32 protein-coding genes and 1 pseudogene are annotated in these 25,061 nt (G+C 46.2%); 20 read left to right on the forward strand and 13 right to left on the reverse strand.

Annotated features, from left to right (window positions below):
• Positions 1 to 94: 94 nt before the first annotated feature.
• Positions 95 to 580 (reverse strand): RNA polymerase sigma factor, encoded by a 486-nt coding sequence (locus tag IEY11_RS09320; protein WP_188886369.1) that lies wholly within the window; start codon positions 578 to 580, stop codon positions 95 to 97.
• Positions 581 to 814: 234 nt separating this feature from the next.
• Here IEY11_RS09320 and IEY11_RS09325 point away from each other — a divergent pair, with 234 nt between their 5' ends.
• The 3 genes from IEY11_RS09325 to IEY11_RS09335 all read left to right on the forward strand — a co-directional run bounded on the left by IEY11_RS09325 (position 815) and on the right by IEY11_RS09335 (position 3,311).
• A complete protein-coding gene (locus IEY11_RS09325; RefSeq protein ID WP_188886370.1) occupies positions 815 to 1,522 on the forward strand; it encodes a LytR/AlgR family response regulator transcription factor in 708 nt (235 codons plus the stop codon).
• Positions 1,519 to 2,823 (forward strand): sensor histidine kinase, encoded by a 1,305-nt coding sequence (locus tag IEY11_RS09330; RefSeq protein WP_188886371.1) that lies wholly within the window; start codon positions 1,519 to 1,521, stop codon positions 2,821 to 2,823. The genes IEY11_RS09325 and IEY11_RS09330 overlap by 4 nt, the downstream gene beginning before the upstream one ends.
• A gap of 188 nt (positions 2,824 to 3,011) precedes the next feature.
• Positions 3,012 to 3,311: a hypothetical protein gene (locus tag IEY11_RS09335; protein ID WP_147359183.1), complete on the forward strand. Its 300-nt coding sequence runs from the start codon at positions 3,012 to 3,014 to the stop codon at positions 3,309 to 3,311.
• A 639-nt stretch (positions 3,312 to 3,950) separates the two neighbouring features.
• Here the strand turns inward: IEY11_RS09335 and IEY11_RS09340 are convergent.
• The 8 genes and pseudogenes from IEY11_RS09340 to IEY11_RS09375 all read right to left on the reverse strand — a co-directional run.
• A pseudogene (locus tag IEY11_RS09340) lies at positions 3,951 to 4,151 on the reverse strand (transposase); the annotation flags it as partial.
• Positions 4,152 to 4,424: 273 nt separating this feature from the next.
• On the reverse strand, positions 4,425 to 6,116 hold the full coding sequence (locus tag IEY11_RS09345; protein WP_188886372.1) for an AlwI family type II restriction endonuclease: 1,692 nt from the start codon (positions 6,114 to 6,116) through the stop codon (positions 4,425 to 4,427).
• Positions 6,116 to 6,976 (reverse strand): DNA adenine methylase, encoded by an 861-nt coding sequence (locus IEY11_RS09350; RefSeq protein WP_119214543.1) that lies wholly within the window; start codon positions 6,974 to 6,976, stop codon positions 6,116 to 6,118. The genes IEY11_RS09345 and IEY11_RS09350 overlap by 1 nt, the downstream gene beginning before the upstream one ends.
• 1 nt (position 6,977) lies before the next feature.
• On the reverse strand, positions 6,978 to 7,193 hold the full coding sequence (locus IEY11_RS09355; protein WP_119214544.1) for a helix-turn-helix domain-containing protein: 216 nt from the start codon (positions 7,191 to 7,193) through the stop codon (positions 6,978 to 6,980).
• 425 nt (positions 7,194 to 7,618) lie between these two features.
• Positions 7,619 to 8,392 carry a radical SAM protein gene (locus IEY11_RS09360; protein ID WP_188886373.1) on the reverse strand — a complete coding sequence of 258 codons (774 nt, stop codon included), beginning with the start codon at positions 8,390 to 8,392 and terminating at the stop codon, positions 7,619 to 7,621.
• 4 nt (positions 8,393 to 8,396) lie between these two features.
• Positions 8,397 to 9,503, reverse strand: coding sequence for a three-Cys-motif partner protein TcmP (gene tcmP / locus IEY11_RS09365; protein ID WP_119214546.1), 1,107 nt, complete (start codon positions 9,501 to 9,503; stop codon positions 8,397 to 8,399).
• Between the two features lie 714 nt (positions 9,504 to 10,217).
• Positions 10,218 to 11,138, reverse strand: a complete 921-nt coding sequence (locus IEY11_RS09370) for a hypothetical protein (RefSeq protein ID WP_188886374.1) — start codon at positions 11,136 to 11,138, stop codon at positions 10,218 to 10,220.
• 1,180 nt (positions 11,139 to 12,318) lie between these two features.
• On the reverse strand, positions 12,319 to 12,519 hold the full coding sequence (locus IEY11_RS09375) for a hypothetical protein (RefSeq protein WP_119214549.1): 201 nt from the start codon (positions 12,517 to 12,519) through the stop codon (positions 12,319 to 12,321).
• Between the two features lie 381 nt (positions 12,520 to 12,900).
• Here IEY11_RS09375 and IEY11_RS09380 point away from each other — a divergent pair, with 381 nt between their 5' ends.
• The 4 genes from IEY11_RS09380 to IEY11_RS09395 all read left to right on the forward strand — a co-directional run bounded on the left by IEY11_RS09380 (position 12,901) and on the right by IEY11_RS09395 (position 16,238).
• Positions 12,901 to 13,404 (forward strand): hypothetical protein, encoded by a 504-nt coding sequence (locus tag IEY11_RS09380; RefSeq protein WP_119214550.1) that lies wholly within the window; start codon positions 12,901 to 12,903, stop codon positions 13,402 to 13,404.
• Positions 13,405 to 13,478: 74 nt separating this feature from the next.
• On the forward strand, positions 13,479 to 14,099 hold the full coding sequence (locus IEY11_RS09385; RefSeq protein WP_188886375.1) for a hypothetical protein: 621 nt from the start codon (positions 13,479 to 13,481) through the stop codon (positions 14,097 to 14,099).
• Positions 14,100 to 14,119: 20 nt separating this feature from the next.
• Positions 14,120 to 14,824 carry a hypothetical protein gene (locus tag IEY11_RS09390; protein WP_119214553.1) on the forward strand — a complete coding sequence of 235 codons (705 nt, stop codon included), beginning with the start codon at positions 14,120 to 14,122 and terminating at the stop codon, positions 14,822 to 14,824.
• A gap of 259 nt (positions 14,825 to 15,083) precedes the next feature.
• Positions 15,084 to 16,238 carry a tyrosine-type recombinase/integrase gene (locus tag IEY11_RS09395; RefSeq protein WP_188886376.1) on the forward strand — a complete coding sequence of 385 codons (1,155 nt, stop codon included), beginning with the start codon at positions 15,084 to 15,086 and terminating at the stop codon, positions 16,236 to 16,238.
• A 400-nt stretch (positions 16,239 to 16,638) separates the two neighbouring features.
• On the opposite strand, the gene IEY11_RS09400 is transcribed toward IEY11_RS09395, so the two are convergent.
• From IEY11_RS09400 to IEY11_RS09415, 4 genes are all read right to left on the reverse strand, one after another.
• Positions 16,639 to 17,757: a tyrosine-type recombinase/integrase gene (locus IEY11_RS09400; protein ID WP_118760596.1), complete on the reverse strand. Its 1,119-nt coding sequence runs from the start codon at positions 17,755 to 17,757 to the stop codon at positions 16,639 to 16,641.
• A gap of 403 nt (positions 17,758 to 18,160) precedes the next feature.
• A complete protein-coding gene (locus IEY11_RS09405; protein ID WP_188886377.1) occupies positions 18,161 to 18,547 on the reverse strand; it encodes a hypothetical protein in 387 nt (128 codons plus the stop codon).
• A 26-nt stretch (positions 18,548 to 18,573) separates the two neighbouring features.
• Complete coding sequence (locus tag IEY11_RS09410) at positions 18,574 to 19,008, reverse strand: ImmA/IrrE family metallo-endopeptidase (RefSeq protein WP_188886378.1); 435 nt, start codon at positions 19,006 to 19,008, stop codon at positions 18,574 to 18,576.
• A 3-nt stretch (positions 19,009 to 19,011) separates the two neighbouring features.
• Complete coding sequence (locus IEY11_RS09415; RefSeq protein ID WP_188886379.1) at positions 19,012 to 19,485, reverse strand: helix-turn-helix domain-containing protein; 474 nt, start codon at positions 19,483 to 19,485, stop codon at positions 19,012 to 19,014.
• Positions 19,486 to 19,706: 221 nt separating this feature from the next.
• On the opposite strand from IEY11_RS09415, the gene IEY11_RS09420 reads away from it, so the two are divergent.
• The 13 genes from IEY11_RS09420 to IEY11_RS09480 all read left to right on the forward strand — a co-directional run bounded on the left by IEY11_RS09420 (position 19,707) and on the right by IEY11_RS09480 (position 25,060).
• Positions 19,707 to 19,928, forward strand: coding sequence for a helix-turn-helix domain-containing protein (locus IEY11_RS09420; protein ID WP_188886380.1), 222 nt, complete (start codon positions 19,707 to 19,709; stop codon positions 19,926 to 19,928).
• Positions 19,929 to 19,933: 5 nt separating this feature from the next.
• Positions 19,934 to 20,218 carry a hypothetical protein gene (locus tag IEY11_RS09425; RefSeq protein ID WP_188886381.1) on the forward strand — a complete coding sequence of 95 codons (285 nt, stop codon included), beginning with the start codon at positions 19,934 to 19,936 and terminating at the stop codon, positions 20,216 to 20,218.
• On the forward strand, positions 20,190 to 20,459 hold the full coding sequence (locus tag IEY11_RS09430; RefSeq protein WP_188886382.1) for a hypothetical protein: 270 nt from the start codon (positions 20,190 to 20,192) through the stop codon (positions 20,457 to 20,459). The genes IEY11_RS09425 and IEY11_RS09430 overlap by 29 nt, the downstream gene beginning before the upstream one ends.
• Positions 20,456 to 20,620 carry a hypothetical protein gene (locus IEY11_RS09435; protein WP_188886383.1) on the forward strand — a complete coding sequence of 55 codons (165 nt, stop codon included), beginning with the start codon at positions 20,456 to 20,458 and terminating at the stop codon, positions 20,618 to 20,620. The genes IEY11_RS09430 and IEY11_RS09435 overlap by 4 nt, the downstream gene beginning before the upstream one ends.
• Positions 20,621 to 20,708: 88 nt before the next feature.
• Positions 20,709 to 21,053, forward strand: coding sequence for a hypothetical protein (locus IEY11_RS09440; RefSeq protein WP_188886384.1), 345 nt, complete (start codon positions 20,709 to 20,711; stop codon positions 21,051 to 21,053).
• A 23-nt stretch (positions 21,054 to 21,076) separates the two neighbouring features.
• Positions 21,077 to 21,523: a hypothetical protein gene (locus IEY11_RS09445; protein ID WP_188886385.1), complete on the forward strand. Its 447-nt coding sequence runs from the start codon at positions 21,077 to 21,079 to the stop codon at positions 21,521 to 21,523.
• Positions 21,510 to 21,959, forward strand: coding sequence for a hypothetical protein (locus tag IEY11_RS09450; RefSeq protein ID WP_188886386.1), 450 nt, complete (start codon positions 21,510 to 21,512; stop codon positions 21,957 to 21,959). The genes IEY11_RS09445 and IEY11_RS09450 overlap by 14 nt, the downstream gene beginning before the upstream one ends.
• Positions 21,949 to 23,118, forward strand: coding sequence for a DUF2800 domain-containing protein (locus tag IEY11_RS09455; protein WP_188886387.1), 1,170 nt, complete (start codon positions 21,949 to 21,951; stop codon positions 23,116 to 23,118). The genes IEY11_RS09450 and IEY11_RS09455 overlap by 11 nt, the downstream gene beginning before the upstream one ends.
• The gene (locus IEY11_RS09460) at positions 23,115 to 23,474 is read left to right on the forward strand and encodes a hypothetical protein (RefSeq protein ID WP_188886388.1); all 360 of its coding nucleotides are present in this window, start codon (positions 23,115 to 23,117) and stop codon (positions 23,472 to 23,474) included. Before IEY11_RS09455 ends, IEY11_RS09460 begins: the two co-directional genes overlap by 4 nt.
• A gap of 63 nt (positions 23,475 to 23,537) precedes the next feature.
• Positions 23,538 to 24,098, forward strand: coding sequence for a DUF2815 family protein (locus tag IEY11_RS09465; RefSeq protein ID WP_188886389.1), 561 nt, complete (start codon positions 23,538 to 23,540; stop codon positions 24,096 to 24,098).
• Between the two features lie 137 nt (positions 24,099 to 24,235).
• Complete coding sequence (locus IEY11_RS09470) at positions 24,236 to 24,529, forward strand: DUF3846 domain-containing protein (protein WP_188886390.1); 294 nt, start codon at positions 24,236 to 24,238, stop codon at positions 24,527 to 24,529.
• Positions 24,526 to 24,696 carry a hypothetical protein gene (locus IEY11_RS09475; RefSeq protein ID WP_188886391.1) on the forward strand — a complete coding sequence of 57 codons (171 nt, stop codon included), beginning with the start codon at positions 24,526 to 24,528 and terminating at the stop codon, positions 24,694 to 24,696. The genes IEY11_RS09470 and IEY11_RS09475 overlap by 4 nt, the downstream gene beginning before the upstream one ends.
• Entirely contained in the window at positions 24,683 to 25,060 is a 378-nt protein-coding gene (locus IEY11_RS09480) for a hypothetical protein (RefSeq protein WP_188886392.1), read from the forward strand. The genes IEY11_RS09475 and IEY11_RS09480 overlap by 14 nt, the downstream gene beginning before the upstream one ends.
• The last annotated feature ends 1 nt before the right edge of the window (position 25,061 follow it).

The following is a 25,061-nucleotide window of genomic DNA, read 5'->3' on the forward strand; positions in this document are numbered from 1 at the left end:
GAAAGTCAGCCAAAAACGGCTGACTTTTCCTGTATAGTGCAGTTCTGCTGCCCGCAGCATACACACAGCGGAACTATTTGGCAGGATGGGAAACTCACATTAGCCGTTCCTTCGCAAGCAGGTGGGCGTAATGCTGTTTGGCGCGGCTCAAGCGCGCACGGCTGGCCTCGTGACTGATATGCAGATATTCGGCAATGTCCACACAGTTCAGATTCAACTGATACCGCAGATATAGAATCTCCTTATCCGTGCGGGATAATTCATTCGGCAGCAGGTCGAGCATAGAAAGGGACGCCGGTTCGCAGCCAAGATTCTGAACGCTGTCCAGCGGCACCTGCACATACCGGCTCCGCCGTTTGTACTCATCAAGCGCGAGATTGGTCAGCACGGTGTGCAGCCAGCCGGGCAGATTCGGGTGCTGGCGCACCCGGTCAAAATGCGTCAGCAGGATGGTAAACGCCTCGTTTGTCAGCTCCTCTGCTGTAAACGGGTTGTGTGCAATGCGGATGGCCGCATACAGCAGCCGTTTGTAATTCCGGTCGTATAATTGGGAAAACAGTTCCTTGTCCTGTGTCGTCATAGATCGTTCATCTGATTTCTATCGGGTTATGTTACGCACGATACCCGTTTTCGAGAGCAAAATCAATAGCGCGTTCCTGATTGGTCACTTTGCGTTCCCGCTCTGCAGCCGGACGTCCATCAATCTGCGGTATAATAGAAGCGGGGCAGCAGGAGACAGACCGCTTTGTGAAATATTGTATGCCGTGCTGCTTTATGGTATAGTTAGTTCAGAACACAACAGGGAGGAGCACTCATGCGTATTATACTGTGCGATGACGATACCGTATTCACGCAGGCCTTTGCAAAACGTCTGCTGACCGTTTTCAAAAAATACGGAATCACACCGGAGATCGTGTTCGCGCACACGGGCGTGGAAGCCTTGCGCGAGATTACACGCAGGCCGACGGATGTGCTGTTTTTAGACATTGATATGCCTGAAAAAGACGGCTTTTCGGTCGCGGAAGAACTGACAGCCATGCCGTCGAAGCCTCTTATCATTTTCCTGTCCGGCATGGAAGATCTGGTGTATCAGTCGTTTGCGTTTCAGCCGTTCTGGTTTCTCCGCAAAACGCATCTGGAGGAGCTGCCGCAGGTAACCGAGAAAATGCTGCAGCTTCTCAACAGCCGTCAGATTCACTACACGGTTACGATGAACGGCAGCAGCACCCGCATTCCAATCACGGAGATTGCGTATTTTGAGAGCCAGGGACATTATATCGTTGTACATTACAATGAGAAATCCCTGCGGTTCAAGGCACGCATGAGCGATATCGAAACGGCACTCAGCAAATACTTTTTCGTGCGCTGCCACGTTGGCTATCTGCTGAATTGCCGGTTTGTTCAAATCTGCAGCCGGACAAGCGTCACCTTGACGGACGGGACGGTCCTGCCGGTCAGCCGCGCCAAAGCTGAGGAAACACAGACCGCCTTCATGGCGTATATGAGGAGTCTGCGCCCATGAATTTCTGGTTTGAAATGGCGATTAACGCCGTAGAGGTAACCCTTATTTTGAGCTTCTTGGTGCAGTATTTCGGTTACCGCATGGCCTGTCCGGCGAAATACATATGGACGGCACTCTTTGGTGTGCTGTCCTTCGGCAGTGTAGCCTTTTTCTCCTGGGGGCAGCTGTATGAAGGCTATGCAAGCTTGATACAGATACTGATCAACATTGCGTTTTGCTGTATTTTGCTGCGCGGGTCAATTCTGCAGAAGATATTTGTTTCTGCATTTACAATGTGCCTTGTGGCTGTTATTGCAACTTTTACGGCATTGCTTGTTGCAAAGCTATCCGGAAATAATGTTACCCTGCTGCTCAGCCGGTTTAATTCGGTTCGTATTATCTCGATTTTGATAACCAAGCTGCTGTTTTTTGTCATCACGCGGATCATCCTGCGGGTGAAGGAAAACGGTAAGATCAAATGGCTGGATGTTATCCCGCTGGCAGCGATTCCGACGTTGTCCATTATTACGATTACGCTGATGATGTACGCGGCGATACAGGAACCGCATATTCAAAATATTGTATTTTATGCGGTGTGCATCGTATTGGCGCTGAATATCCTGATTTATTTCCTGTTTGTTCGATTGGGGCAGGTCAGCAAAATCCAGACCGAAATGGCGCTGCTCGCGCTGCAGAACGAATGCCTGCAGGAAAACGCCAAGGACATTGAGAACATGTATGACACGGTTCGTGCGCTGCGGCATGACCTCAAAAATCATCTGCTCTGCATTTTATCCATGGCGGAAGAACGGGATCTTACGGGCATCGAGCAGTACACAGGGCAGCTTCTGCAGCAGCAGAATACCGTCAACAAGCTGATCATGTTTTCGGGCAACAAGGTGCTTGACGCGATCATCAACAGCAAAAGCGCAGCCGCGGAACGGGCAGGTGTTCGGCTGAGTGCTATTATCACAACCCCACTGGCGGGTATTTCGCCGGAGGATATTACCATCATCCTCGGCAATGCGTTGGACAACGCGATTCGTGCCGCAAAAGACAGTCAGCGCAAGGTGGTGGATATTCATATTCAGCCGCAGGGAGCATACAGCTCGATTGTGATTGCCAATGATATCGCACATCCGGTGCTGTCGGACAATCCGGCACTGCGTACCACGAAAAATATCCGGTATCGCCACGGCTTCGGCATTCAGAATATGCGGCAGGCGGTGGAACGTAATCAGGGACTGATTCGGTTTTACGAGCAGAACGACCGGTTCATCTGCGATATTTTGCTCCTTAACGTGCAAAGCAGGAACGAATAACGACTAAGCAGGAATAGCCGGTTGCAATTTCGGTGAAAAGCAGTTATCTTACAGATAGACTATGACAAATGCAATTTGCATGGGTTATCTGCTGAGATAACTGCTTTTTTGAGGTGAGTCCGATGGTATGTTGAAATGAAAACCGGTAAGGTATGGATAGTGATTAGAGAGCAAACGGGGAGGGTTAAATGATGAACAGATTTCGAAAAATACTGAGCGCCGCGCTGGCAGGCTGCATGGCGGTCTCTGCGCTAATGATGAGCGCCGGTGCGGCGAATACCGGCACGGAAGCCGCACGCGAGAAGGCCATTTACGGCGGTCAGGCGTGGACGGTGAACGGTGCGGCAGCCATTCAGCACAGCGACGGCACAGTAGAGCCGGTACCGGAGTTCTCGGCGCTGTATCCCGGGTGGACAGTGCCGAAGCAAGCGGCTTCGGTATCGAGTACGGCACTGGCTGAGGTGGCTGAGGAGGCAGGGCGTAATTGAAAATGTGGGAAAGAGCTGAAATCTTTGGGTTTCAGCTCTTTGGGTGATGCGGAAATTGTGCTTTTGCTGCTGATTGGTAGCATATGTCCTGAAACAATATCCTGTCATCCTAAAACTCGTTAAAAAGGTGCTGAACCTGCACTAAAATCAGCACTAAAATGAAGCGCCGCGATTTTGGTAGACAGCAGTGGTAGACACTGGTTTTTCACGAATTACATCACAAAACTAAACACCGTAAAAAGTACAGAAAAAGAGCTTCAAACATAAGTTTGAAGCTCTTTAACTTGGTGCGGATGGGGGGACTTGAACCCCCACGTCCTTGCGAACACTAGCACCTGAAGATACGATTTTTGTGCATATAACCAGCTGTAAAATGAATAATACGAGTCGAAAACTTGATTTTTGTGCTGAATAGCTGCTAATTTGCCATAAAATCAAAATTTACAATACTAAAAAATTCGAGAAAAATCTAATAGAAAATCGGTATATTCTGGTAGAAAAGCTGCTTGACAAAGGAAAATTTTGCTCGAAAATACAATCTATTAGACACATATTAGACAACTATGACAATCATTACTTACGCTACGGTCCCGTTAAGATTTATGCGCAAATTTGTTTGCAGGCTCCGGCTGAGTGAAGTCAGCCGGCAATAGAGGCATCGTACAGAGCCGCCTCCAAGTACTCCATGTTCATGTATTTCTTGTTGCCCCACTGGGTGCCTGCCATGTGGCGAAGTCGGGCGCAGACCAGCATCAGGGCGGAGTTGTCATCGGGGAATGTCTCCACCACGCGGGGACTGCGGCGGATCTCCCGGTTCAGCCGCTCGATCACATTGTTGGTCCAGCATACTCAACATCGGATCTGGCTGCGTCACACATTGCAGTAGCAATTCTGTCAGATTTGTGGTATTCTTTTTGTGAGCCATTAGGGTCTCTCCTTTACATGATGATTTTTTCGACAACTATCATTTTACAGGAGCCCTGATGGCTTGTCTATTTTCTGTTTGCTTTTGCGAACTTAATTATACGCTATCTGAATTACCTTGACAATATGAACCATTTCCGTTTTAGGTAACAAAAAGACGAGATTTTTCACTCGTCTTTTGCCAAATTATTATGCACTAAGCCAATTTAGTGCTTTTTCTGTTATCTTTGTATACCACTCTACTTCATTATCAGCTTTTTCAGCAACTTCCAATGAATAATCGAATAGCGATTTCACTTGCGCTGGATTTGGCTGATAAGTAGCTTTGTATGAGTCTGTCAGCATTTTCTTGAATGTATTTATATCAACAGGAACTATTACTGATTTGCCACCATAAAATGCGATATTCATTTTATGTAACATAAAGAAGTGTGCAATGCAAGCCGCGTTGATTTTAGGTGCTATGAATAAACAATATGCATCTTTTCCTGTTTCTTTTTTATATTTGGCTAAATGACGAGAAACAGGCTCCGATTCCATTTCATATTGTTTTTGTCCGCTGGCAGTAGTGACTTCTACCGTCAATCCATATTCCTCGTAATCGCAGAATATATCAGCCATATTTCCTTGTGCTGTTGACATAGGCACACCATTATCATCAAATTTCAAATTAGCCTTTATAGAACCACCATCAAGCATTGTCATTGCTCTCCAAGTATTCCATTCTAACATCAATGGTATATCCAAAACATTCTTTTTCTCTATATCATCAAATGTATTCATAATATCATCAAAGTGTTTATAATTCTTGATATTAACAATTTGTTGATTCAAAATACTTTGTTTTTTATCTTCAACAGCTTCGAATAAACGCTCTTTTTTTTCGTTGAAAGACAACTTATGAATTTGCGAACTCGGTATACTTGTATATTCTGCTAATTTCTGTATTAGTACTTCTTCATTATCAGTATACAAGGCTGGAAGCGCCGAATTATATAATATTTCCGTATACTTTTCTTCGTCATTAATGAAAATAGGATTTCTGTCAACCGTGGCCAGAATAAATTCAACATCTGGCATTTTTTCGGCTACAATCGAAAGAGAGCGACCTCTTTGAGATACATTAACAACTCCAGTTGAACGCAAATAGCGGAAACAGGCATCAGTATAATCCCGCATATTACTGGATTTGGTTGAAACAAACTTTTTTATTGACTTTTCGTTAGATTCTCGTGTCTTTATTTGTCCACTATTTATTTCTTCATCAAATAATTGCAGAATTATATCTTCTTGGATATTCGCCTTTAATTGCTTATATCTGCCCTGATATTTTATCTTTTCAATACGAAAATCCTCAACTTTTTTCACTATGTCATCGAACATCTTATATGAAGTCATTTGCAAACCGAATAACATTACTTCATCAAAACTCAATGTTCCAAAGTGATGTATCAATCTAAGAATTTCTAAATATGGCTTAATCCAAAAGTCCGTATTTCCCTGTGTTGGTTGAGTATGAAACGGAGACGGAAACTGAAATTTAAGCAACTGCCTAAGCAGGATTTCTTCTTTTCGTTTTGATGTTACAAACAGTTTTCCAACCTCAGTCAATTCAATTGTTGGATTAAGACTTACAAATCCTAACGCTTTTGGAGCACGATTTATTCTATCTCTTGCACTAAAATCCAAATTATTTTTTGAACCTTTTCCGTTAAAAAAACCTTCTTGCGATAATAATTCAATAAAATTTACTTGTGTGTACTTGCTCCATTTCTGTCCACTGAAATTGTTGCCTAGCAATTCAATTTCAGGTATCATTTTGAATGGTGTTCTCGGAGATGTTGTGAAGAACAACATTCTGCTATTATTCAAACTTGCCATTATTTTCTCCCATAATTTGCAACCAAAATGTGTTGTGATTCTGATTTGAAGCGATTTCTTATATTTACAGCATAAGATTTTTCATACTCTGCAACAACCAAATCACCATAAAGTTCTTCAGTTAATTGTGTTTTACCGATAACCATTAAAGCCTTACAGTTAAGATTCCTAAAATCTTCCGCTAACTTTCTGTGTCTTTCCTCTCCGAACCCATCTTTCATATTTTTGTTGCCATAATCACTAAAAACGCAATCATATGGCGGGTCTAAAAAGATAAAATCATTTTCTTCAGCAATTGCAAATATATCTTCATAACTTCGATTAAATATTTCAGTGTTTTCTAATAAATTATGATGTGCTTCTGTTAAAAGCGAAGTATTGAAATTTTTATATCTGCCATATGGGACATTAAAATGTCCATTTGAATTATATCGTATCATTCCAGAATAGGCGGTTTTGTTGATGAAATAATATATTGTGCCAAAGGAAAACGATCTATCAGATAATCCGTTGTACATATCTCTAATCTTGTAATATAATTCCTCGTTGGCATCATCTACTCTATCATTAGGCTTCAATGCCTTAATTTTATCAAAAGCAGACCTATTCTTTTTATAAATCGTTTCTATTTCTGACAATTCTTCTTTAATTTGAGGATAGTTGCATTTTACATCCTTATAGAAAGTAATTAAATTAGAATTTATATCATTTATAATTGCGTTATGCGGTTCAAGGTAAAAAAACAATGCTCCGCCACCGAAGAAAGGCTCTATATATCTACCTGTGAATTGAGGTATATATGGCAATATTTGGGGGATTTCTTTCGATTTTCCACCTCTATATTTGATTATGGGTTTCATTTTAACCCTCGCTCTCTTCGTTTACAAATTCGAAAACATCATTGGGAGAACAGTCAAGTGCAGTACATATTTTTTCTAAATTTTTAAAGGAAATAGTTTGATTTTTTCCCATACTTGCCATTACATTTGTGGTCAAATTTGCTCTTTTAATAACATCTGTTTTCTGCAACCCTTTATCCGCTAATTGTATCCACAATGGTCTATAACTTATTCCCATAACCTCTCCTCCAACTTGTTTTTCTTATTATACCACGCAGATTGCGTTTATTCAATGTTTTATTGATTTTACTCAATTCTGTTTGTGATATTGCTACAAAGAGAAAACTCTTTGACTATATTTGCAATTTAATGGCTTTTTAAATACTTACCGCAAAAGAGAACTGCTATTGTTTGATCATGTGGTATATTGTAGAAGTTGCTTTATTACTTAAATCTGTGTTAAATACTGCGTTCCGGGGTTTCTAAACCTCAGCATATTATAGCTTTCCTCCACGAGTGTAGGGACCGCTTTGCCTACGCGCTCGATCTGGCGATCGATGTACACTTTCCTCCACAGGTGTAGGGACCGCTTTATTGCATTGTTTTTTGTTTAGTTATTTCTCGCAGCTTACAAATACACGGTAGGTTCTTTTGTGTACATATTTATTCAGTTATCGTTCCATTCTTGATGTGGTAATCGATATAATGTTTATTACAGAATGCTATTACATCTTTAGCTCTGTCGTTGAAGAACTGCTTATGTTGTGTATAAGCAGTAACCTCGGTGCTGTAGTTCATCCGGCCGAATATAATCCGGTCAACAAAGCTCACTGCTTCCAGCAATGACAACAAATCTTGCTTGGCAATGTTTGGAGTAGGAAAAGGCTCAATGCTTACCCATGTAATGCATCCGGCATCATGTAGAGCTCTTAATGCGTTGAGCCGCTCTTGTAAAGATGCAGCGCCGGGCTCCATATATTTTCTAAACTCTTCATTTGTAGTAATTAAGGTGATACCATACTCGTTGTCCTTTGAGAGCTCTGCGAGTTCAATTGGCAAAATCCCCTTTGTAAGAACAGAACACTTTATCCCTGAGTTGTTGAGCTTCTTGATCGATGCCAAACTCATATTCTGTATTTCAGGATACTGGTACATAAACGGGTCTGTTGAAAAACACAGCTGGACAGATTTGATTTTCTTCTTTAACCGAGGGATTTCCTTGTCCAGCAACTCAAGCGTATTTGATACTAAATAGGGCTCCAACCAATCCTCATAGGATTTTATTTGCCCGAAACGCTTCTTCATCATGAAAGCATAACAGGGATATTTGCAGCCATGGGCGCAGCCTTGAATATGATTCATCGTATAGTCGCCATACTCTACACTGGTTTTGTAGAGCATGGTTTTTCTTTCGATGTAACCTTTTACTTTTTTCACTGGGTCAGCTCCTATCAGCAAAACTTATGGTGCTTCGACTTACGCTGGCACCGTGGTTTTGTTTCAACTCGTTCTTTATCTGAGGTCTAAATCCATCATAAGGAAAAACCGGATGACTGTCGAGAAGTGCCCATACATCATTTAGCGGGATATTTGTTTTTCCGTTGAAAGACTTTTGGAGGTATTCGGCGATGTCTTTTACATAAAAACAAAATTCATCGGTAGGGGTCTTGGGGCTGCTTATATTCTCAAAGTCCAGCATCAATTGATTTTCTAAGCCATGCGTATTCTTCGTTGACGATTTACCACCAAAAGTCTGCCACGCAGACTGTTTATACAATCTGAATCCTTTAATGTTGCTCGTGCAATGAATCAGATTGTAAACAATTGCATTTTTCTCGTTAAAGAATGGAAAAGCAGCAATATAGTACTGGTAGCTGTTATTATGATGTAGGGCTTTAATGATGTCCTCTATGCGTTTCTCGTATGCCTTTTTATCACTTCCGTAAGGTATAAGGTTTTCCAAATCTGTCAAATATGTCTGCTCGTATTTATTTCGAGCCTTATCTTTTTTAACCATCTTTACGGCTCTCATAGAATCTGAAACCATGTGATTAAGGATAACCTCACTCCAGTTATTGATGAACGGTGTGATTGCATTCCAGTTAATGGTGGCCTCGTACGGATCGTAAACAAGGAGGTAGTGCTTCTTGCTAGACATTGCTTGGCCTAAACGCTCAGCCAGTTCATTTCCATCTTCAGTCGTAATGTGAACATGAAAATTGTGGCTTTCATTCGGCATTAAGTTTTTTAAATGGTCTGTTCTAGCGGCATACAGATCGCTAAAAAACAGGTCGATCTGTTTATACGGATACTGCCCTGCAACATTCCGAAGGTACTTGGCAACACGGACTGGTGTACCGAACACCTGCTTTCCGTCATCATCAATATATTCTCCGCTGTTAGACATACAGTCAATAAAGACAAGTCCAGAGCAGTAGGGATTTTGAAGTAATTTATGTGCCCACGCCTCTACATACTTTTCGATTAATTCAAACTTCTTAATCGTATGTGGACTAGCATGCTCTATAATAGTGACACTACTGCTCATTACCGTTTTCCTCCTCCAGAATAAGGTTCATGCTATCTCTGATATGCAGTTCAATGCTTTGAAGAGTTTCATCAAGATAGAATTTTCTACGTTCACGGTTTCTCCCTTGGACAGTTGCGTAAGATCCAACTGATGATAGTTGTAGCAAATAAGTTCTTCTTTTATATATCTGCATCTGTGAATACCATAATTTGTAATTCACCTTCATTGGGATCTTACTTGCTTAAATCTAAAAAAGATAGTTTCAGAATTCGACTTGAATATTATATCATAGAAGTGTGTAAATTATAAGGGGAGACTCAGAAAATGCTCGAATTTGCACTGATTAGCGTTGGAGCTTTATCATAGATGTGGTTCGTGTATTTATTTCAAATTGCCGATGCGCTAAATACTGCTAATCTATACAAGCAGGACCTTCAAGCGCACCTTTGGGAAAAGCGTATTGTTTACGCTGATTTAGCGCTTGGGTGAATTTCTGCTCGATAGTTAAATGTTGAAAGCCGCATTCCATACCTTTCTGCTGCCGTTTCTATGATTTCTTCACTTTTCCAACGCTACTATATAGTGTGAAAATTTTCTAGAAGTAGTGCGCGAATACTATACAGGGATACCTTTCGCTTAGGCATAACGGATAGTTTCTATATTAGCAATGTGTAACAGAATCTGCGTATAGAATTATGTGTACCCTTTTCTGTAAACTGGTCTGAAAAACAATTACCGTCGCGCCAAATAGCTTTGCACCGTAACATTATCTCGCCAATGTGCGAGGTGGAGAACGCTCGTGGCCCGCAAGGCCAGCCGGTCGAGAATCCACGGCCGCCCCTGCTTGATGGCTAAATCCTTGTTCTTGCCACGCAGGACATATGGCTGGTCGAAGAAACTCAATGGCTCGAGGTGCCCGCGATGCTTCTTGTTGAGCTGATGCCACTGCGTCGCAATCTCTTTGTAAAGCTCCTTGCGAAATTTTGGGTCCTTGGCCTGCTCGGTGTAGTACGCACAAATATTCATTGCGTACTCCCGACGCTGGCCATGATAGTCGAAGTTGCGGCCAAAATCCCCAGCGATAAACAGCTTGCGATGTGAGCCGTCGAAAAACTTCTGCACATCTGCAACATCTTTGTCGCAGACACGCTGTTCTTGATATTTGCCACCCTTGCCCTTATCGACAATGACATAGCAATGCCCGTTTTTGTATATAAGCGAATCGCCGCGCAGCCGTTTCAGATCGCCTTCGCGCAGACCGAGATATTTGTTCAACTCCGCCGGTTTACCACCGTAACCACGGCCTTTGCCAGCGCTGCGCTTAAATTCACTCGAAGCACGAATTGGCTTACGAATGTCTTTGATTGCGATACCTGTGGCCTTGCAGATTGGCACCAGATAATTGTGAATTGTTGAAGCGGATTTGCCCTCGGCTTCGAGTTGGTTCTCGTAGCGCTGGATTTCGTCCTTGCCGATTTCACTTAAATTCTGGATACCGTAGCTCTTGAAAACAGCAGCTGCCTTGTGACACCAGTTGCAATAATTCTCTCGCGTTTGAAATGATACCGGCTGAGATAAATCCTGTCGCTCCATCAATTCCGGCGCGTTGATAAGCTGATGAAAAAGGCTTCCGTTGTTATTCCTGTTGCCCATAAAATCCTCCTATACAAAAATTGCTTTGCAAATGGGTATAGTTATCCCATGATTTTTGTGCCTCCGCACCGGGAATTTCAACCCGCCATGACGTTCAACTCTCGCCCGAGAGACATCTTTTTTGTTCGCTGATATTTGAATCAGTGGGAAAGATGATAAACCTATGTGGGCGAATTAGTTGGGAAATAAATCAATTTTCGAACAACCCTACATCTATATGAAGAAAAAATTCGTGAGAGGCTACAATCATTGCCGTGGAAAAGCCAGTGATGCTCTGGTGATATTTGAAAAAACCGATTGAGCACCTGCTTAATCGGTTATATTGCACTTTTTCGTGCAATATAACCTTTAAGCCATTCGCGTTCGATGTGTTATTTACGACCTATAATTGCAGCAGTAGATTGGTGAACGACAGTAAATATTTGTCATGCCGTGCGCTCATCCGAGCCGCCGGTGTTCACCAATTCCGTTTCGATTGCACACGTCCCAACTTTGATTGTGATTGCGTTTTTCATCGAAAACACAACCATGGACGCTGTTTCAAGGTGCATATCGTGCGGTTTTCGTAACCGCCGGAAACAATTACTTGAAACAACCAGAGCCTCCTTTTCATCAATAACTGTCTACAATAAAGATTATGTGAGAACTGATAGTCGTCAAAAACACAACAGCACCGAAAATCCGGAGATTTCGGTGCTGTTAGCGTATAATATGAAATTATTTACAGTAAAAGTGAAAAGAACGAAAAAGTTGCAGCCAGAAAACAGGCGAAAAAAACCGTAACCAGAAAAAATCGAACAAAAACCGTATAAGAAACATCAAAATCATTGCATCAAAAAACGAGAAAAAGACGCAAAATCGAAAAATATACGATTTTTTCAGTCCAGACCCCGTAATCATTACGGTTTTCCCGAAATCATAAAATCAAGGGTCGAAATCACATACGGGGTTTGGTTGCAAAAATGCGGTTTTTCGTAATTTTTGAGGTGTAGAAAATGTCGTCAAATTATATAAGAGAAGATGATAAATTTCGTATAAGTATATAAAATAAAATTGATAAAAGATTGCTAAAATCAGAACTGGATGACATGGGAATTTTCTGTTGTCAATGATTGTAGCTGCTACAATCGTTGGAAAAATCAATAAGCTTTGAAAATTTCAAAAAACATTGCGCCTAATTTTATTGCTCTTTTTCTTCTGTATTATCGCGTGCAACAGTTTCTTTTGCAGCTCGATAAAGGAAAGCGTTCAACGATTCACCTCTGGATTGTGCGTGTTTTTGCAGCATTTCGCGCTCTCCTTTGGGAACACGTAACTTTATATCATCAAACTTATTTTGATATTTTTTCGCTGCTCGAATTTGTGCATCGGTAAGCCCCATAGCTATTCTCCTTTGAGAAAGTGTTTTCATTATACTATAATTGCTGTAATTCTTGCATATGTGTATACATATAAAAATGTACAAATTATTCGATTTGATTTTGTGAAATATTGCGCTTGAATATATGTATACATATAGCTATAATGTTTACAGAAAATAAAATAACGCGGCAGTACAAAAGAGTTGGCGCTCTCTTGTACCTGCACAGGTGGCTACAGCACCTACACAACGGAAAACTCCGCACCGCAGAATTAGTATACCTTTTTTTCGGCAATATTGCAAGCGAACTCGGATTTTCCTCCAGTCGAAATTGTTAGACAGCGTGTAGGCACACCTACACGCTGTTTTGTTTTCAAATACAATTTCAAAGGAGGATTCTTTATGAATTCGCAGCATTTAGTTGGTGGAATTGGCAAAACCACGACCGGAGAGCAGGTGACTGTTATCGTCTACCCGTACCGCCTGCCGAGGCGTTTGAAGCCGCTTACAGCGTGCATTCTTGAAACGCAGAAGGATTTCGGCAACGGAGCGATTGGCACAGTGCTGCTGCTCTGCATCGACCCGAAAGCCGAGTTCGAGTTGGTAAGCCGCAACGGTTTGCGTGTGGTTATCGTTCCACCCAACCACCCGCTGTTCCGCGAAACGCTGGAAACCATGCCGCGCCTGTCTGGGTTCGTGCATCTGGTCTACGCCGCGCTGCACGATCTGGCATCCGGTGTCGCGCCGACCAAGGTTTTCGCTTATGCTGTCAACCAGCGCTCGAACGATTATCGCGAGTGGAGCAAGGGCATCGGTGGTGAGGCAGACGAAGTTCTGTCGTACATCATCGCTGAGTTGTCTGCTGACGAGAAATTCTATCGCCAGTTCGCTGTTTTTGCTGATTGAGGAGGTTTTTCTATGAACAACATTACAACTTTTCAGGATGCTTTTCGTAAAATCCAGACCGAGACACCGTTTATTTGAACGATACCGTTCAGCACTTCCGTAACCATGCGATGGAACTCAGCAAGTCCGAGCTGAAAGAGCTGACCGACGTACTTGAAAACGACATCTGCGGTGAAATCGAGCGCATCACCAACGACCTGCGCATCGAGTATTTCAACAAGGCAGACCGTGACTGCCAGCTGGCAACGATGGTTGAACGTATGAACGAGAGCGACCGCCGCACCTTTCAGATTTACGACTTTCTGATGTACCCGTGGCGTGATGGAGCGCCGGAAGCGCGTTTGCTTCTGATTGACTGCTTCAAGGATGAACTGTTCTTCCTCACACCGAATGTAGTTGTTACTCGCCACACGCCGGAAGAGGTCAACAAGGGCATCGTGATGCTTATGCACCTGTTTCACACGTTAACGATTGCCGACTTCCAGAAGATTGCCGTACCCATGCACTGCAATATTGAGGGTTACCTTTATGCACTTTTGACCGGTCGTGTATCGCGCGAACTTGACCCGCTTTCCCACATTGATGAACTCGAAATGGCAGTCCTTTATCGCGGACGGCACAATGATTTGGTGCAGGAATTGTTCAGATTGCACCATCTGCTGATGAAAATTTACGCTGACGGAAAACTGTTTTAACGGTCTTGGAGGTTACGATTATGAATGATTTTGCTATTGAAACGGTACAGTCCCTGTTCGAAAATATGCTGGATGTTCCACAGTCCGAATTAGAAACAACTGTTATGCGCTTCCGCGAGGAAGTGAAAAACCTTGGTGAGCCAGAACGGTTCGCCGTCACCGGAGATTTGGTACTTCGGGTGCAGCAGCTTGCATGGGAACTGGGGGACCGTTTCCACCTGGATTATTGCACGACTTTGGACGAACTGGAGTTCAATCTGCTGGATTTCGAAAGCCAGATGACCGAAAAGGAAAAGCGCATTTTCGATTGGTTCATGTTTTTTCAGTATCCTTGGCCCAATGGCGCTCCAAACTGCGTTCTGTTCCTTGCGAACTGCTTTGATGGTAAGCTGTTCTTCATGACACCGGACATTATCCTCGGCGAAAACAAGATGGAGGATTTGAACCACATGATTGTCATGCTGAAAGAACTGTTTGAGCACGTTTCTGTTCAGGATTTTCAAAAGCTCGCTCTGCCGCTCCATCGTGATACCGAGTGTTGCCTGCACGCGCTCTTGGACGGCAATTTCCCGCCGTGTCTTAGCCCGATGCAGGATATTGACGAGATGGCAGACAAGGTCAGTCATCCACACCCTGATGCCTTTATTGATGCGCTGTTTCGTCTGCATTACACGCTCAAGGGAATGTATCTCGAGGGCAATCTGAACGAATATAGACCGTTCTAAGGCGTGAGGGCATAAGAAAACAGGAGCGCAACAGCGCTCCTGTTTCTATCTAATCACTTCTTAAGGTGGCTTTCGACCATACTATATATATCCGAGGGCAAAATCCCTCAATACACTCTACAAGTATGGAATTTTAATTGAAAACAACGCACGAAATATAGCACCTCAGAATTATAAATCACGAACCCTTTTCCATACGGAAATGACTTTATATGAACAAATTTGCATCTTTATCACTCCGCAAGGGAGGTGATGCTCGATGAAAGGAAGCTTACAGAAAAAGCACGGTAAGTATTACGTCGTAGTTTACCAAAAGGACGAAAACGGAAAACTTCATCAAAAGTGGATTCCAACAGGAATCTCGGAGAAAGGTCGTAACCAGACGAAAGCAAATGCAGCACTGCACCGTATTTTGACCGAATTAGAAGCGCAAAATGCGAAATCGACTTCGTTTCTTGTCACAAAACTCAAATTTGTTGAGGCATTGATAGCTTGGGTTGAATATAAGAAGTATGAAATCCGCACGAACACCTACGAATTGTACACTTTGAATCTCAATACACACATTATACCGTTTTTCGAGAAGAAAAACAAGCTGGTTACGGAAATAACGATAGATGATATTGAAGACTATTACAAGGCAAAATTGAAGGAGGGATTGTCCGTAGAAACGATTAAAAAGCACAATATCATTATTCGTGGCACTCTCGAAAGGGAGCTGGACAAGGGAACGATTTCAGTCAATCCCTGTGACCGTGCTCGTATACCGCGGCGGAAGCGCCCAGACCGGTTTAAGGGACAGGCGTACACGGTTGAGCAGGCCAACAAGCTGCTGGAAGTTATCCATGGTGAAGTGCTGGAACCGGTTATTATGCTGGGCCTGCTGTTTGGTATGCGGCGTAGTGAAGCACTGGGCCTGCGTTGGAGGGACATCAATTTCAAGAACCACACGATTATGATTTCCAATACGGTTACTCAAATGCGTACGCTGCTCATTGACGAGCACACTAAGTCGTTTACGAGCCACCGTATGCTCAGCGTAATGGACGATGTGATTGGATACTTCAAGTGCTTGAAAGCGCAGCAGGAGGCAAATAAGCGCGAATACGGGGACAAGCATCACGACTCCGACTTCGTGTGTGTTTGGCCGGATGGACGCATTATCCTGCCTGGTTATGTTTCCCGCAATTTCAAGAAGCTGCTGGTGAAGTATGACCTGCCGGAAATCCGTTTCCACGACTTGCGTCATACCACAGGAAGTCTGCTTCTGGCACAGGGAGTGAACATTAAACAGATTCAGGAATTTCTCGGTCACGCTGATGCAATGACTACGCTGAACATTTACACGCACACTGACGAGGAGGCGAAAAAGGAAACCGCTGCCGCGATGGGAAAGGCGCTGAAACTTGTCTAATACAATGCTAATGCTACCGCAAAGAATTTAGTGCGAAAACACAGGTCGTGCAAAGTATTAGACGCCGGTATTAGACAGCAGTTTTTCACAAATTACATCACAAAACTAAATACTCTAAAAAGTATAGAAAAAGAGCTGAAACCCAAAGATTTCAGCACAATTCTTGGTGCGGATGGGGGGACTTGAACCCCCACGTCCTTGCGAACACTAGCACCTGAAGCTTATATATTTGTTTTCGAATCTGTCAACCGTAGTGCGTAGTTCGGATATGCAAAAGTGATGATTTATCTGTGCTTTTCGTAATATTTGAGATGAAATGCAGAAAATAGTTCGGAGCGTTGAGGGCGGGAAATCTGCGATTTCTTTCAATCCGTTACACCTTGGTGTCGTCAATTTGTCGTCAGGAAGATTCGGCGGTTTTGGCTTGATTTTCGCCTGTCGGATTGATCGAAGTCAGCACGTTGCGTAGCGTGTCGATTTCGTTGTGAACGTAGATTTCAGCGGTGACGTTGATGTCCTTATGACCAAGTAATTTTTGGATGGTGTAGATGTCTGCACCATGCCGCCGGAGATAAGTACCATAGGTGTGCCGCAGTTCGTGTGCTGTCACAACCGGCACTTCGTTATGCTCATTGTGCAGCTTTCGCATAAGGCGTTTGAGCTTCTGCGACCATGTGTTCGGGCAATAGGGCTTGCCGTCCTCGTTCGGAAACAGATACAGAGATTCCTTCGGCAGCGAGCGGATCAGCTGGACAGCCTCCTCGCTCAACGGCAGGGTACGGTAGCTTTTCCACTTTGGCGGATTGGCAACGACCGTCCCGTTCCGCACGATCATAGAGCGCTGCACGCGGAGTGTCTTTTCGTTCAAATCAATATCCGACCACATAAGGCCAACCAGTTCACCACGGCGCAGGCCGGTTTCCAGCAGGAGCACGACCTCGGGCATACGATCTGCGGTATAGGCTTTGACCGTTTCCATCTGCTCATCGCTGAGAACGTGCTTGATATGCTTCTGAGCGGTGCTGCGGTAGGTGCAGTGCTTGGCAGGGTTCTTATAGCAGAGGTCGTTCTCAATCGCACATTCAAAGATTGCATTGAGGATTGACCGCATTTTCTTCAACCGGCTTTCCGAGCACGCTGTCTTAGTGGCGAAATACGCCTGTATGTCTACCGGACGAATATCGGATAGGAGGGCATTTCCAAAGTAGGGGATCAGGTGGCCCTCGACGAGGCTGACATAGGTCAGCTTGTATGTATCTTCCTCAACAAACGGTTGCTTATAGGATAGCAGCCATTTCCGCGCCCAGGGAGCAAAGCGGCCGGTGGAGGGCACAAAGGCCTCTCCGGTACGCGCCGACACCTCGGAGGCTACGCGGTACTCCTCGGCTTTCTTCTTCGCATCGGATAGGCTCACCGTGCTGTAAAAGGACTTGCGCAGCGGCTTGCCGTGGATATTGCGGCCGACGGTGATCTTGTACTCGAACCGTTTGTCCTTGCGTGTTGGCTTTTTTCTTGGCATAACAATAAAACCCCTTTCTAACAATGGAGAAGTGTGATAGAATAGGGGTGATGATTAGGTGTGGTAATTTAGTCACCACCCCATGTCCCGTTCTGGTGTTGGTAGCACCGGAGCGGGATTTTTTTTTGTAACAGTGGTGGATGGTTGTGTATCACTCCGTAACAAAACGGTAGTGTGGGCAAAGGCGTGTCTGTATCTCATGTATCAGTGTTGTAACATATCGTGCGATACACGAAAAAGCCAGGCACAGTCTGTGCTTTCTGGTATCTGTATCACTTGTATCATATAAATTCTCTGGAATTATAAAAATAATACAATAGAGGACATAACGCCCGCGTAACGCGCATACACAGGCGCGTATAGGGCGCAAGTGATACAGCGATACAGACTGTATGATGCCCCCTTATAGCGTTATAGTATCACTTTGCGCAACGGGGATACTTTCAAAGAACTTATTCGTCTTGGAACTGTATACATCCCAAAAGGCAAGGTAAGCAGTTGCACCGGAGGAACTGGTATATGTGATAACATAATACAGTTTTTCGGCACCCTTTGATGTTGTTATAGCATCTCCGTGGTACCTTGCCATAAAATTGCGTTCGCGTACCATGGTGTCTACAGATTGTATCTGAGCAATCGGCAGATTGACAGTCTTGCCTTCGTTGTTGGAGAACACGAGCATATCACCGGAAATTTTTGCATTACAGGGGAAGTCCTGACGGAAACCGGGCAATCCCTCGTAGTGAGGGATGACTATACCGTCGGGTTTATTTTTGCGGGAAAAGAACATAGTAAAATACTCCTTTTACTGAACTATTATAAAGCTAAACTATTCATACGATATTCGGCCAGCTCGTATTTGACTCCAAGTATTTGAGCAACAGTGGCAACGGAATACTCGGCCAGATCGCGGAGGTCCTCATCGGAGTAGAGAAGATCTATCGCAAATTGGTCGGCCTCTTTTTCGTAGCGGCTGGTGACCATCTGCGTACAGTTATCCATAAAGATGCGGTTAAGGCCCTTATGCTGGAGCGCGTGTCCCAGCTCGTGGGCGCATACCCATTTCTGTTCCTGCTCTGGCATATCTGCTCTCAAGTAAATGATACGGCAGCGGCGTGCCTCTTGGTAGAATCCGCGGATTCCTTTAAGCGGAGTTTTGATGATGATAAAGCCCATAGCTTTGGCGATGCCAAAGGGGTCACGTGTACCATAGGTGCGAACTAATTTTTCGGCAAGGGCTTTCTGGGTCATGCGTTATTCCTTTCTGTATTTATACGGAGTAAATCTTGCTTTGTTTTTAGCTTTGGCAGCTTCTAAGCCTAAACGCATGGCGGATACAATACTTTCGCGGGCTTCCTGTGTCATCGGATCACCGTCAAACATCATATCGCCGCCAGCTTCAAGATCGGCCATGATGGCTTCCAGATCGCGGGCTATATCACGCTCGTCCTTTTTCGTAAGGACGGGCTTTTTTTCGTTTTCATGCTCATCCATACCGTCTATATAGCCTGCGTTATAGGCATCAAAAGCTGGTCGGGTAGCCGAATCAATGAGAACGGCAGGATCCACACCAAGGCCGTTGGCCAGGCGGTAAATGGTGTTGATGGAAGGCGTGCCGCCTTTCTTCCATGAGGTGACGCTGGAGGTGCTCATACCGAGCGATTTAAGCAATGCGGTAGGGCTGGTGCCCTTTTTGAAACAAGCCTCTTTCAGATTATCAAAAAACATAATTTTAGTCCCCTCTAAAAATAAATTCTAAAAAACGAATTTTGGGACTTGACAAATTCGATATACCGAGTTATCCTATGTTCAGAAACTTCGATTTAGCGAATTGCAAAAGTCCCCCGACAGAGTTGGAAGTTCGTAGTGTCGAAAATATATTCGGTTAAATTCTATAAATAGAATATATCACGGCGCTACTATTTAGTCAAGAGGGAGGTGTATGTTTTTTGGAAAAGACAGCAGCTTTTTATCGTCGCTTTCAGCAGCTCTGCGATAAAAACGGCAGAAGTCCGACGGACGTTGTCACCGCTGCCGGATTGAGCAGTTGCCTGGTAACGGCTTGGAAGCGGGGCGCAAGCCCCAAGCTCGACACTATTGCTCGTATGGCGAAAGAGTTAAACGTGTCCGTCACGGAGCTCATGGAAGATAATACCGAAGAAAGAGGGTGAAACCAATGAAAACGCTTACTCCGAAGGAAGCCACCGATCTGGCTTACAACACGACCGGCGCTCTTATGCTTTTCCACGCAAGAGAGATTTTCGATCACTGCTTTGCGGCTCGCCTCGGTACCGGCGTAGGCCGTGACCCGACATGGGCGCGGTATTGCGCTGCAGCTGCCTGCTACAACGCTGGTCGCGTTGACGGCATTCGCGCCGAGCGGGAGCGCCGCAAGAAAGGCAAGCGCAAGAACAAAGAGGGAGGTGTCAGGAATGGCGGTACCCACCATCATTGCGACTAAGCTGGCAGAGCTTGAACAGCTTTGCGAGAAGTACCCGACAAAGATTCCCATTGAGGAGTGCGCGGCTTTCCTCGGTATGGCCGGTGAAAGCCTGAGAGCGTGCCTGGAACATGGTTCGTGTCCGTTCGGACTGGGCTGGCTCAAGAAAAATGCGCACAACCGGGCATTCTACATTCCGACGCTGACGTTTTACCTGTGGGTGACGCAAGCCGCCGGGTTCAGAGAGGAGGTCAGGACATGAACCGTATTCACGCAATCAACGCCGGTCTGAGCTTCTTTGGACTGCTGAGTGTCACCGGCTATACCGAAGTGGGAACGCTGTCGATGGGTACTTGCGCACTGCTGTCGTTGGTTTTGCTGGGCGTATTCGCCGTCAGCGTGTCCAAGGTCATCAAGGCATGAAAAAGGCCGCTTCGGAACGGCAATTCCGAATAGCGGCCCATGAAAAATAATTTCAACTACATAATAGCATGGAGTCAGGAGAAAAACAATGATAAAAATTACCAGTCCTAAGAATAGTGACTGCGATGTCTTCAATGTTGATATGACTGGAGAAATCAAGCATATCGCTAAGGAATTCAGCTATGCAATCGCAGGTACTTATAAGGCACTCAAGAAGAATAATCAGGAGTACGCGGAAACGTTCCGCATGGAACTCATCAAAGCACTCGGCCATGGGGCCACTTCGGTATGGAACGATATGCCGGGTCCGGGCTTGCGCTGCCGTGCGCTTGTTATCCATGAGGGAGAAAAGCTGAACGGCGATGATATTGCGAACCTGCTGCGCAGCGGTGTTCCGACAGATATTATCAAGGAACTGCTCAACCAGATGTAAAGTACATAGCAAGGAGAAAAACAATGCCGAAATATCCAATCAATGTTACGCCGTTCATCAAGGCCATCGAGGAAGAGAACGGCGGTCCGCTGGACAAGACCAGCCGTGACCTGTGGAGCCTCATTGTAAAGCTCCAGAATCAGGCATACGACGCAGGCCTCAAGGACGGCTTTATGAAGCAGTGTGAGAGCATCACCAAGCCGACTATGCCTTCTGTAAAGGCGGTGAAGCTCATCGACCCCAAGCTGGACAAGCAGCTGACGGGGGCGCTCAAGTCGCTTCGTGAGGGCCTGGACGAAGCGTTCGAGAAAGAGGGCTTCGATTCCGTTGTGAAAGCGTTGGGCGTTTTGCCGCAGGATACGCCTTGGGGTGAGCGTATTTACGCGATTGCCCGTGAATCTTTTTTCCAGGGCGGCCTTTATACCGCTTTGGCTAATGACGAGGAGGAAGGGAACGATGATCGAGATTAAGATTGCCGGTAATACGGCTGCAGAAGCACTGGCTGATCTGACCAAGCTGGCCGATCTGGTCCGCTCGGGCATGATGCAGCCAGTCGGTCAGCGGGAGCCGGAACTGGTGTCTAATTCGGACACGCCGGACAAGGCCGTATCTGAGCCACCTACGGAAGAAAACAAGGACGCGGTTGTATCGGAAACGGCCGCTGAGCCTGTTGCAGAGGATAGCACTCCGGAGCAGCAGACCGATAGTTCCGCCGATACCGCAGAACCCGCTCGTGCTTACACGCGCGAGGAAGTGCGTGCTGAAACCGTAGCCGTCGCAAAGAAACACGGTAAGCAGGCGGTACGCGATCTGCTCGAGAGCCTTGGGGCTCAGGGCGTAAGCACGCTGCCGCCGGAAAAGTACCCCGAGTTCATGCAGAAGCTGGGTGAGATCAATGCCGAGTAAGCACGCATTACTGGGGCCGTCCAGCGCGTTCCGTTGGAGTCGCTGCACGAAAAGTGCCCGTTTGGAGGAGGGCCTGCCGGATACCGGCAGCGCCTATGCTACCGAGGGCACGCTGGCTCACCGGCTGGGTGAGCTGCTCCTGCGAGCTGAATACGAGGGCGCCGGTCTGACTGAACTGGCCGAAGTGCAGGCAGATCCGCAGTATTCTCGCGCTATGCAGGAGCACATGGAAGGCTATGCCGCCTTTGTCGGTGAGCGCATGGCCGAGGCACATACCCGCTGTAAGGATCCGCTGATCTTTATTGAACAGTGCATTGATGTGACCGAATATGTGCCGGAGGGCTTCGGTACTGCCGACTGCGTTATCATTGCTGACGGCATGATGGACGTAATTGACCTGAAATACGGAGCCGGGCACGCTGTCAGCGCCGAGGGCAACCCGCAAATGCAGATCTATGCGCTTGGCTGCTTGCTGGCGTTCGACCTGTTCTATGATATTCAGTCTATCCGCATGACTATCTACCAGCCGCGCTTAGATAGCATTTCCACCTCGGTTATCGAGCGGGACAGTCTGCTGGACTGGGCGGAGAACGTACTGAAACCGCGTGCGGCGCTGGCCTATGCCGGTGAGGGCGAGTTCGCGCCAAGCGAGGAAACCTGCCGCTGGTGTAAGGCCGGTGCAATCTGTAAGGCTCGCGCGGAGTACCAGTTGGAGATTGCCGCAAAGGAGTTTCAGGACGCCGCAACGATGGACAACGCAGAGATCTCCGAGGTACTGGAACGCCTGCCGGGTCTGCTCTCGTGGGCGAAGCAGGTTAAGGACTACGCCGAAAAGGCAGCAGTCAACCAGGGGGAGAAGTTCCCGGGTTTTAAGGTAGTCGAGGGACGCGCCAACCGGCGCTATGTCAACGAGGCCGCTATCGCTCGCAGGCTGAAAAGGGCGGGTTTTACAACCGCCGACATCTACAAGCCCAAGGAACTGCTCGGCATTACTGCCATGGAGAAGCTGGTAGGCGCGAAGAAGCTGGCGGAACTGGTCGGCGGTCTGATCGAGAAGCCGGCAGGCTCTCCAACACTGGTACCGGAAACGGATAAGCGCCCGGAGCTGAATACCGCCGCCAAGGCCGCTGAAGACTTTGCGGACGAGGTGCGGCCGTGAACAAGATCTTTCATATCGTGAACGGATCGTTCCATGCGAACCTTGATCCGGAGCATATACACGAAATGCTGCTGCCAAACTGGCGTAAGATGGTCAGGCTGGCGGTCGCAGACTGGCGTAATGAGGATACCCTGCGGGAGCTGAATGACTGGTTTAAGCAGAGGACTCAAGACGCCCAGCAGGAGTGGAAAACCGCTTCACAGGTATATGTGAACGGCTGGAAAGACCCGAAAAATCATGGTCGTGAGGTAATCAGCGAAAACCGTCGCCTTACCACAGCGGTAAAGGCCGCTAAGCGGTATTATGAGCGCTTGTGCAAGATGCAGGCAATTCTCACGGAAGCGCAGAAACCGTGAATTACAACCAAAGTTACATTACAAAACCATTCATACTAATTTAGAATTACGGAGGAATTTACTATGTCTACTAATCAGCCGACCAAGGTTATCACCGGCAAGTGCCGCCTGTCTTACTCTCATGTATGGGATGCTGTCAGCATTGACGGCAACTCTGATCCGAAGTTTGGCGCGTGCATCATTATCCCCAAGAACGACAAGGTGACCATTAAGAAGGTCAATGCCGCTATCCAGGCTGCCATCATGGAGGGCATTAAGTCTAAGTGGAAGGGCAAGAAGCCGGTCAACCTCAAGCTGCCGCTGCGTGACGGTGACGAGGAGCGCCCGGACGATGAGGCGTTTGCAGGCTGTTACTTCCTGAACGCCAACAGTAAGACCCGCCCGGGTATCATCGACCTGGCAAAGCACGAGATTATGGACACCTCGGAGGTTTACAGCGGTTGCTTCTGCCGTTTCTCCATCAACTTCTATCCGTTCTCGACCTCGGGCAACAACGGTGTAGCCGCCGGTCTGAATAATATTCAGAAGGTTGCAGACGGTACGCCGCTGGGCGGCCGCAGCCGCGCTGAGGACGACTTCGACGACGATTACGAGGGTGACGAGGATTTCGGCGATCTCGAGTAAGCAATTAACCGAACCCCGCTGCTGCAAAGGCGGCGGGGTTCTTATCATTATAATTCGTTTGAGCTGTTTTAAGCTCTGGTTTGAGAGGAGAATTCCGTTTGAGCCGATCGAACTTTTTTTGAAGTAGGAGGGGCATTATGCAAGCAATCCGTAAAAAGCCCGGCTGCGAGCCGGAGCTGATCGACATCGACAACACGCTGGCAGCCTTGCAGCAGGAGGTCGGCGGGTACATCGAAACCGTAAGCATTGCCGATGTTGTTATCGTCTGCAACGAGGAGGGCCGTCTGTGCGGTCTGCCGTACAACTGCCGATTCGTCGGCGTGGATTTCGTCGGCACGATCCTCGTGGTCGGCCGTAACAAGGACGAGTTCTGCGATGTGCCGGAGGCTGACTTCCTGATGTATCATCTGCGGGAGGAGGACAAGAAATGAACGATTTCAGTGGCCCGGTAGATAAGAAAACGGCGAAAAACCTGCTGAAACTATGCAGGAAGACCATTCCGGTTATGACGCTGTTGGACGCATATACCATTCAGGCCATTCTGCACGGCGCGGAACGGCGTGCCAAAGAGAGGGAGGACACCCATGGCAAAAACTAAGAACAAGCGCCCCGGCAAGCCGCGCGGCATGAGCTACGCGGATATGCTGGCACGCAAGCGCATGATCCGCGAGGCGGTACAGGAGGCGGCAGATGATGCTACCGTGCAGCTGCGTGCGGATATGGCAACCCAGAAAGCACTCTGGCTGGCGGTCTGCTCGGTGGCCGATGCCTACGGTTTCGGACCGGAGCGCATGAAGAAGTTCTTTATTGCACTCCAGGAAAACAACGACGAGATCACGCGCATGGAGAAAGAGGTCGATACCGACTATGCCTACGAGAAACTGCGGCTCAAGGCTGAGCGTGTAACCGGTATGAAGATTGAGTATCTGTATGAGCATGAAGCACAGGATTATGAGGGCTGAT

This window comes from Butyricicoccus faecihominis (assembly GCF_014648015.1).
In the GTDB taxonomy this organism is placed as follows: Bacteria; Bacillota; Clostridia; order Oscillospirales; family Butyricicoccaceae; genus Agathobaculum; species Agathobaculum butyriciproducens.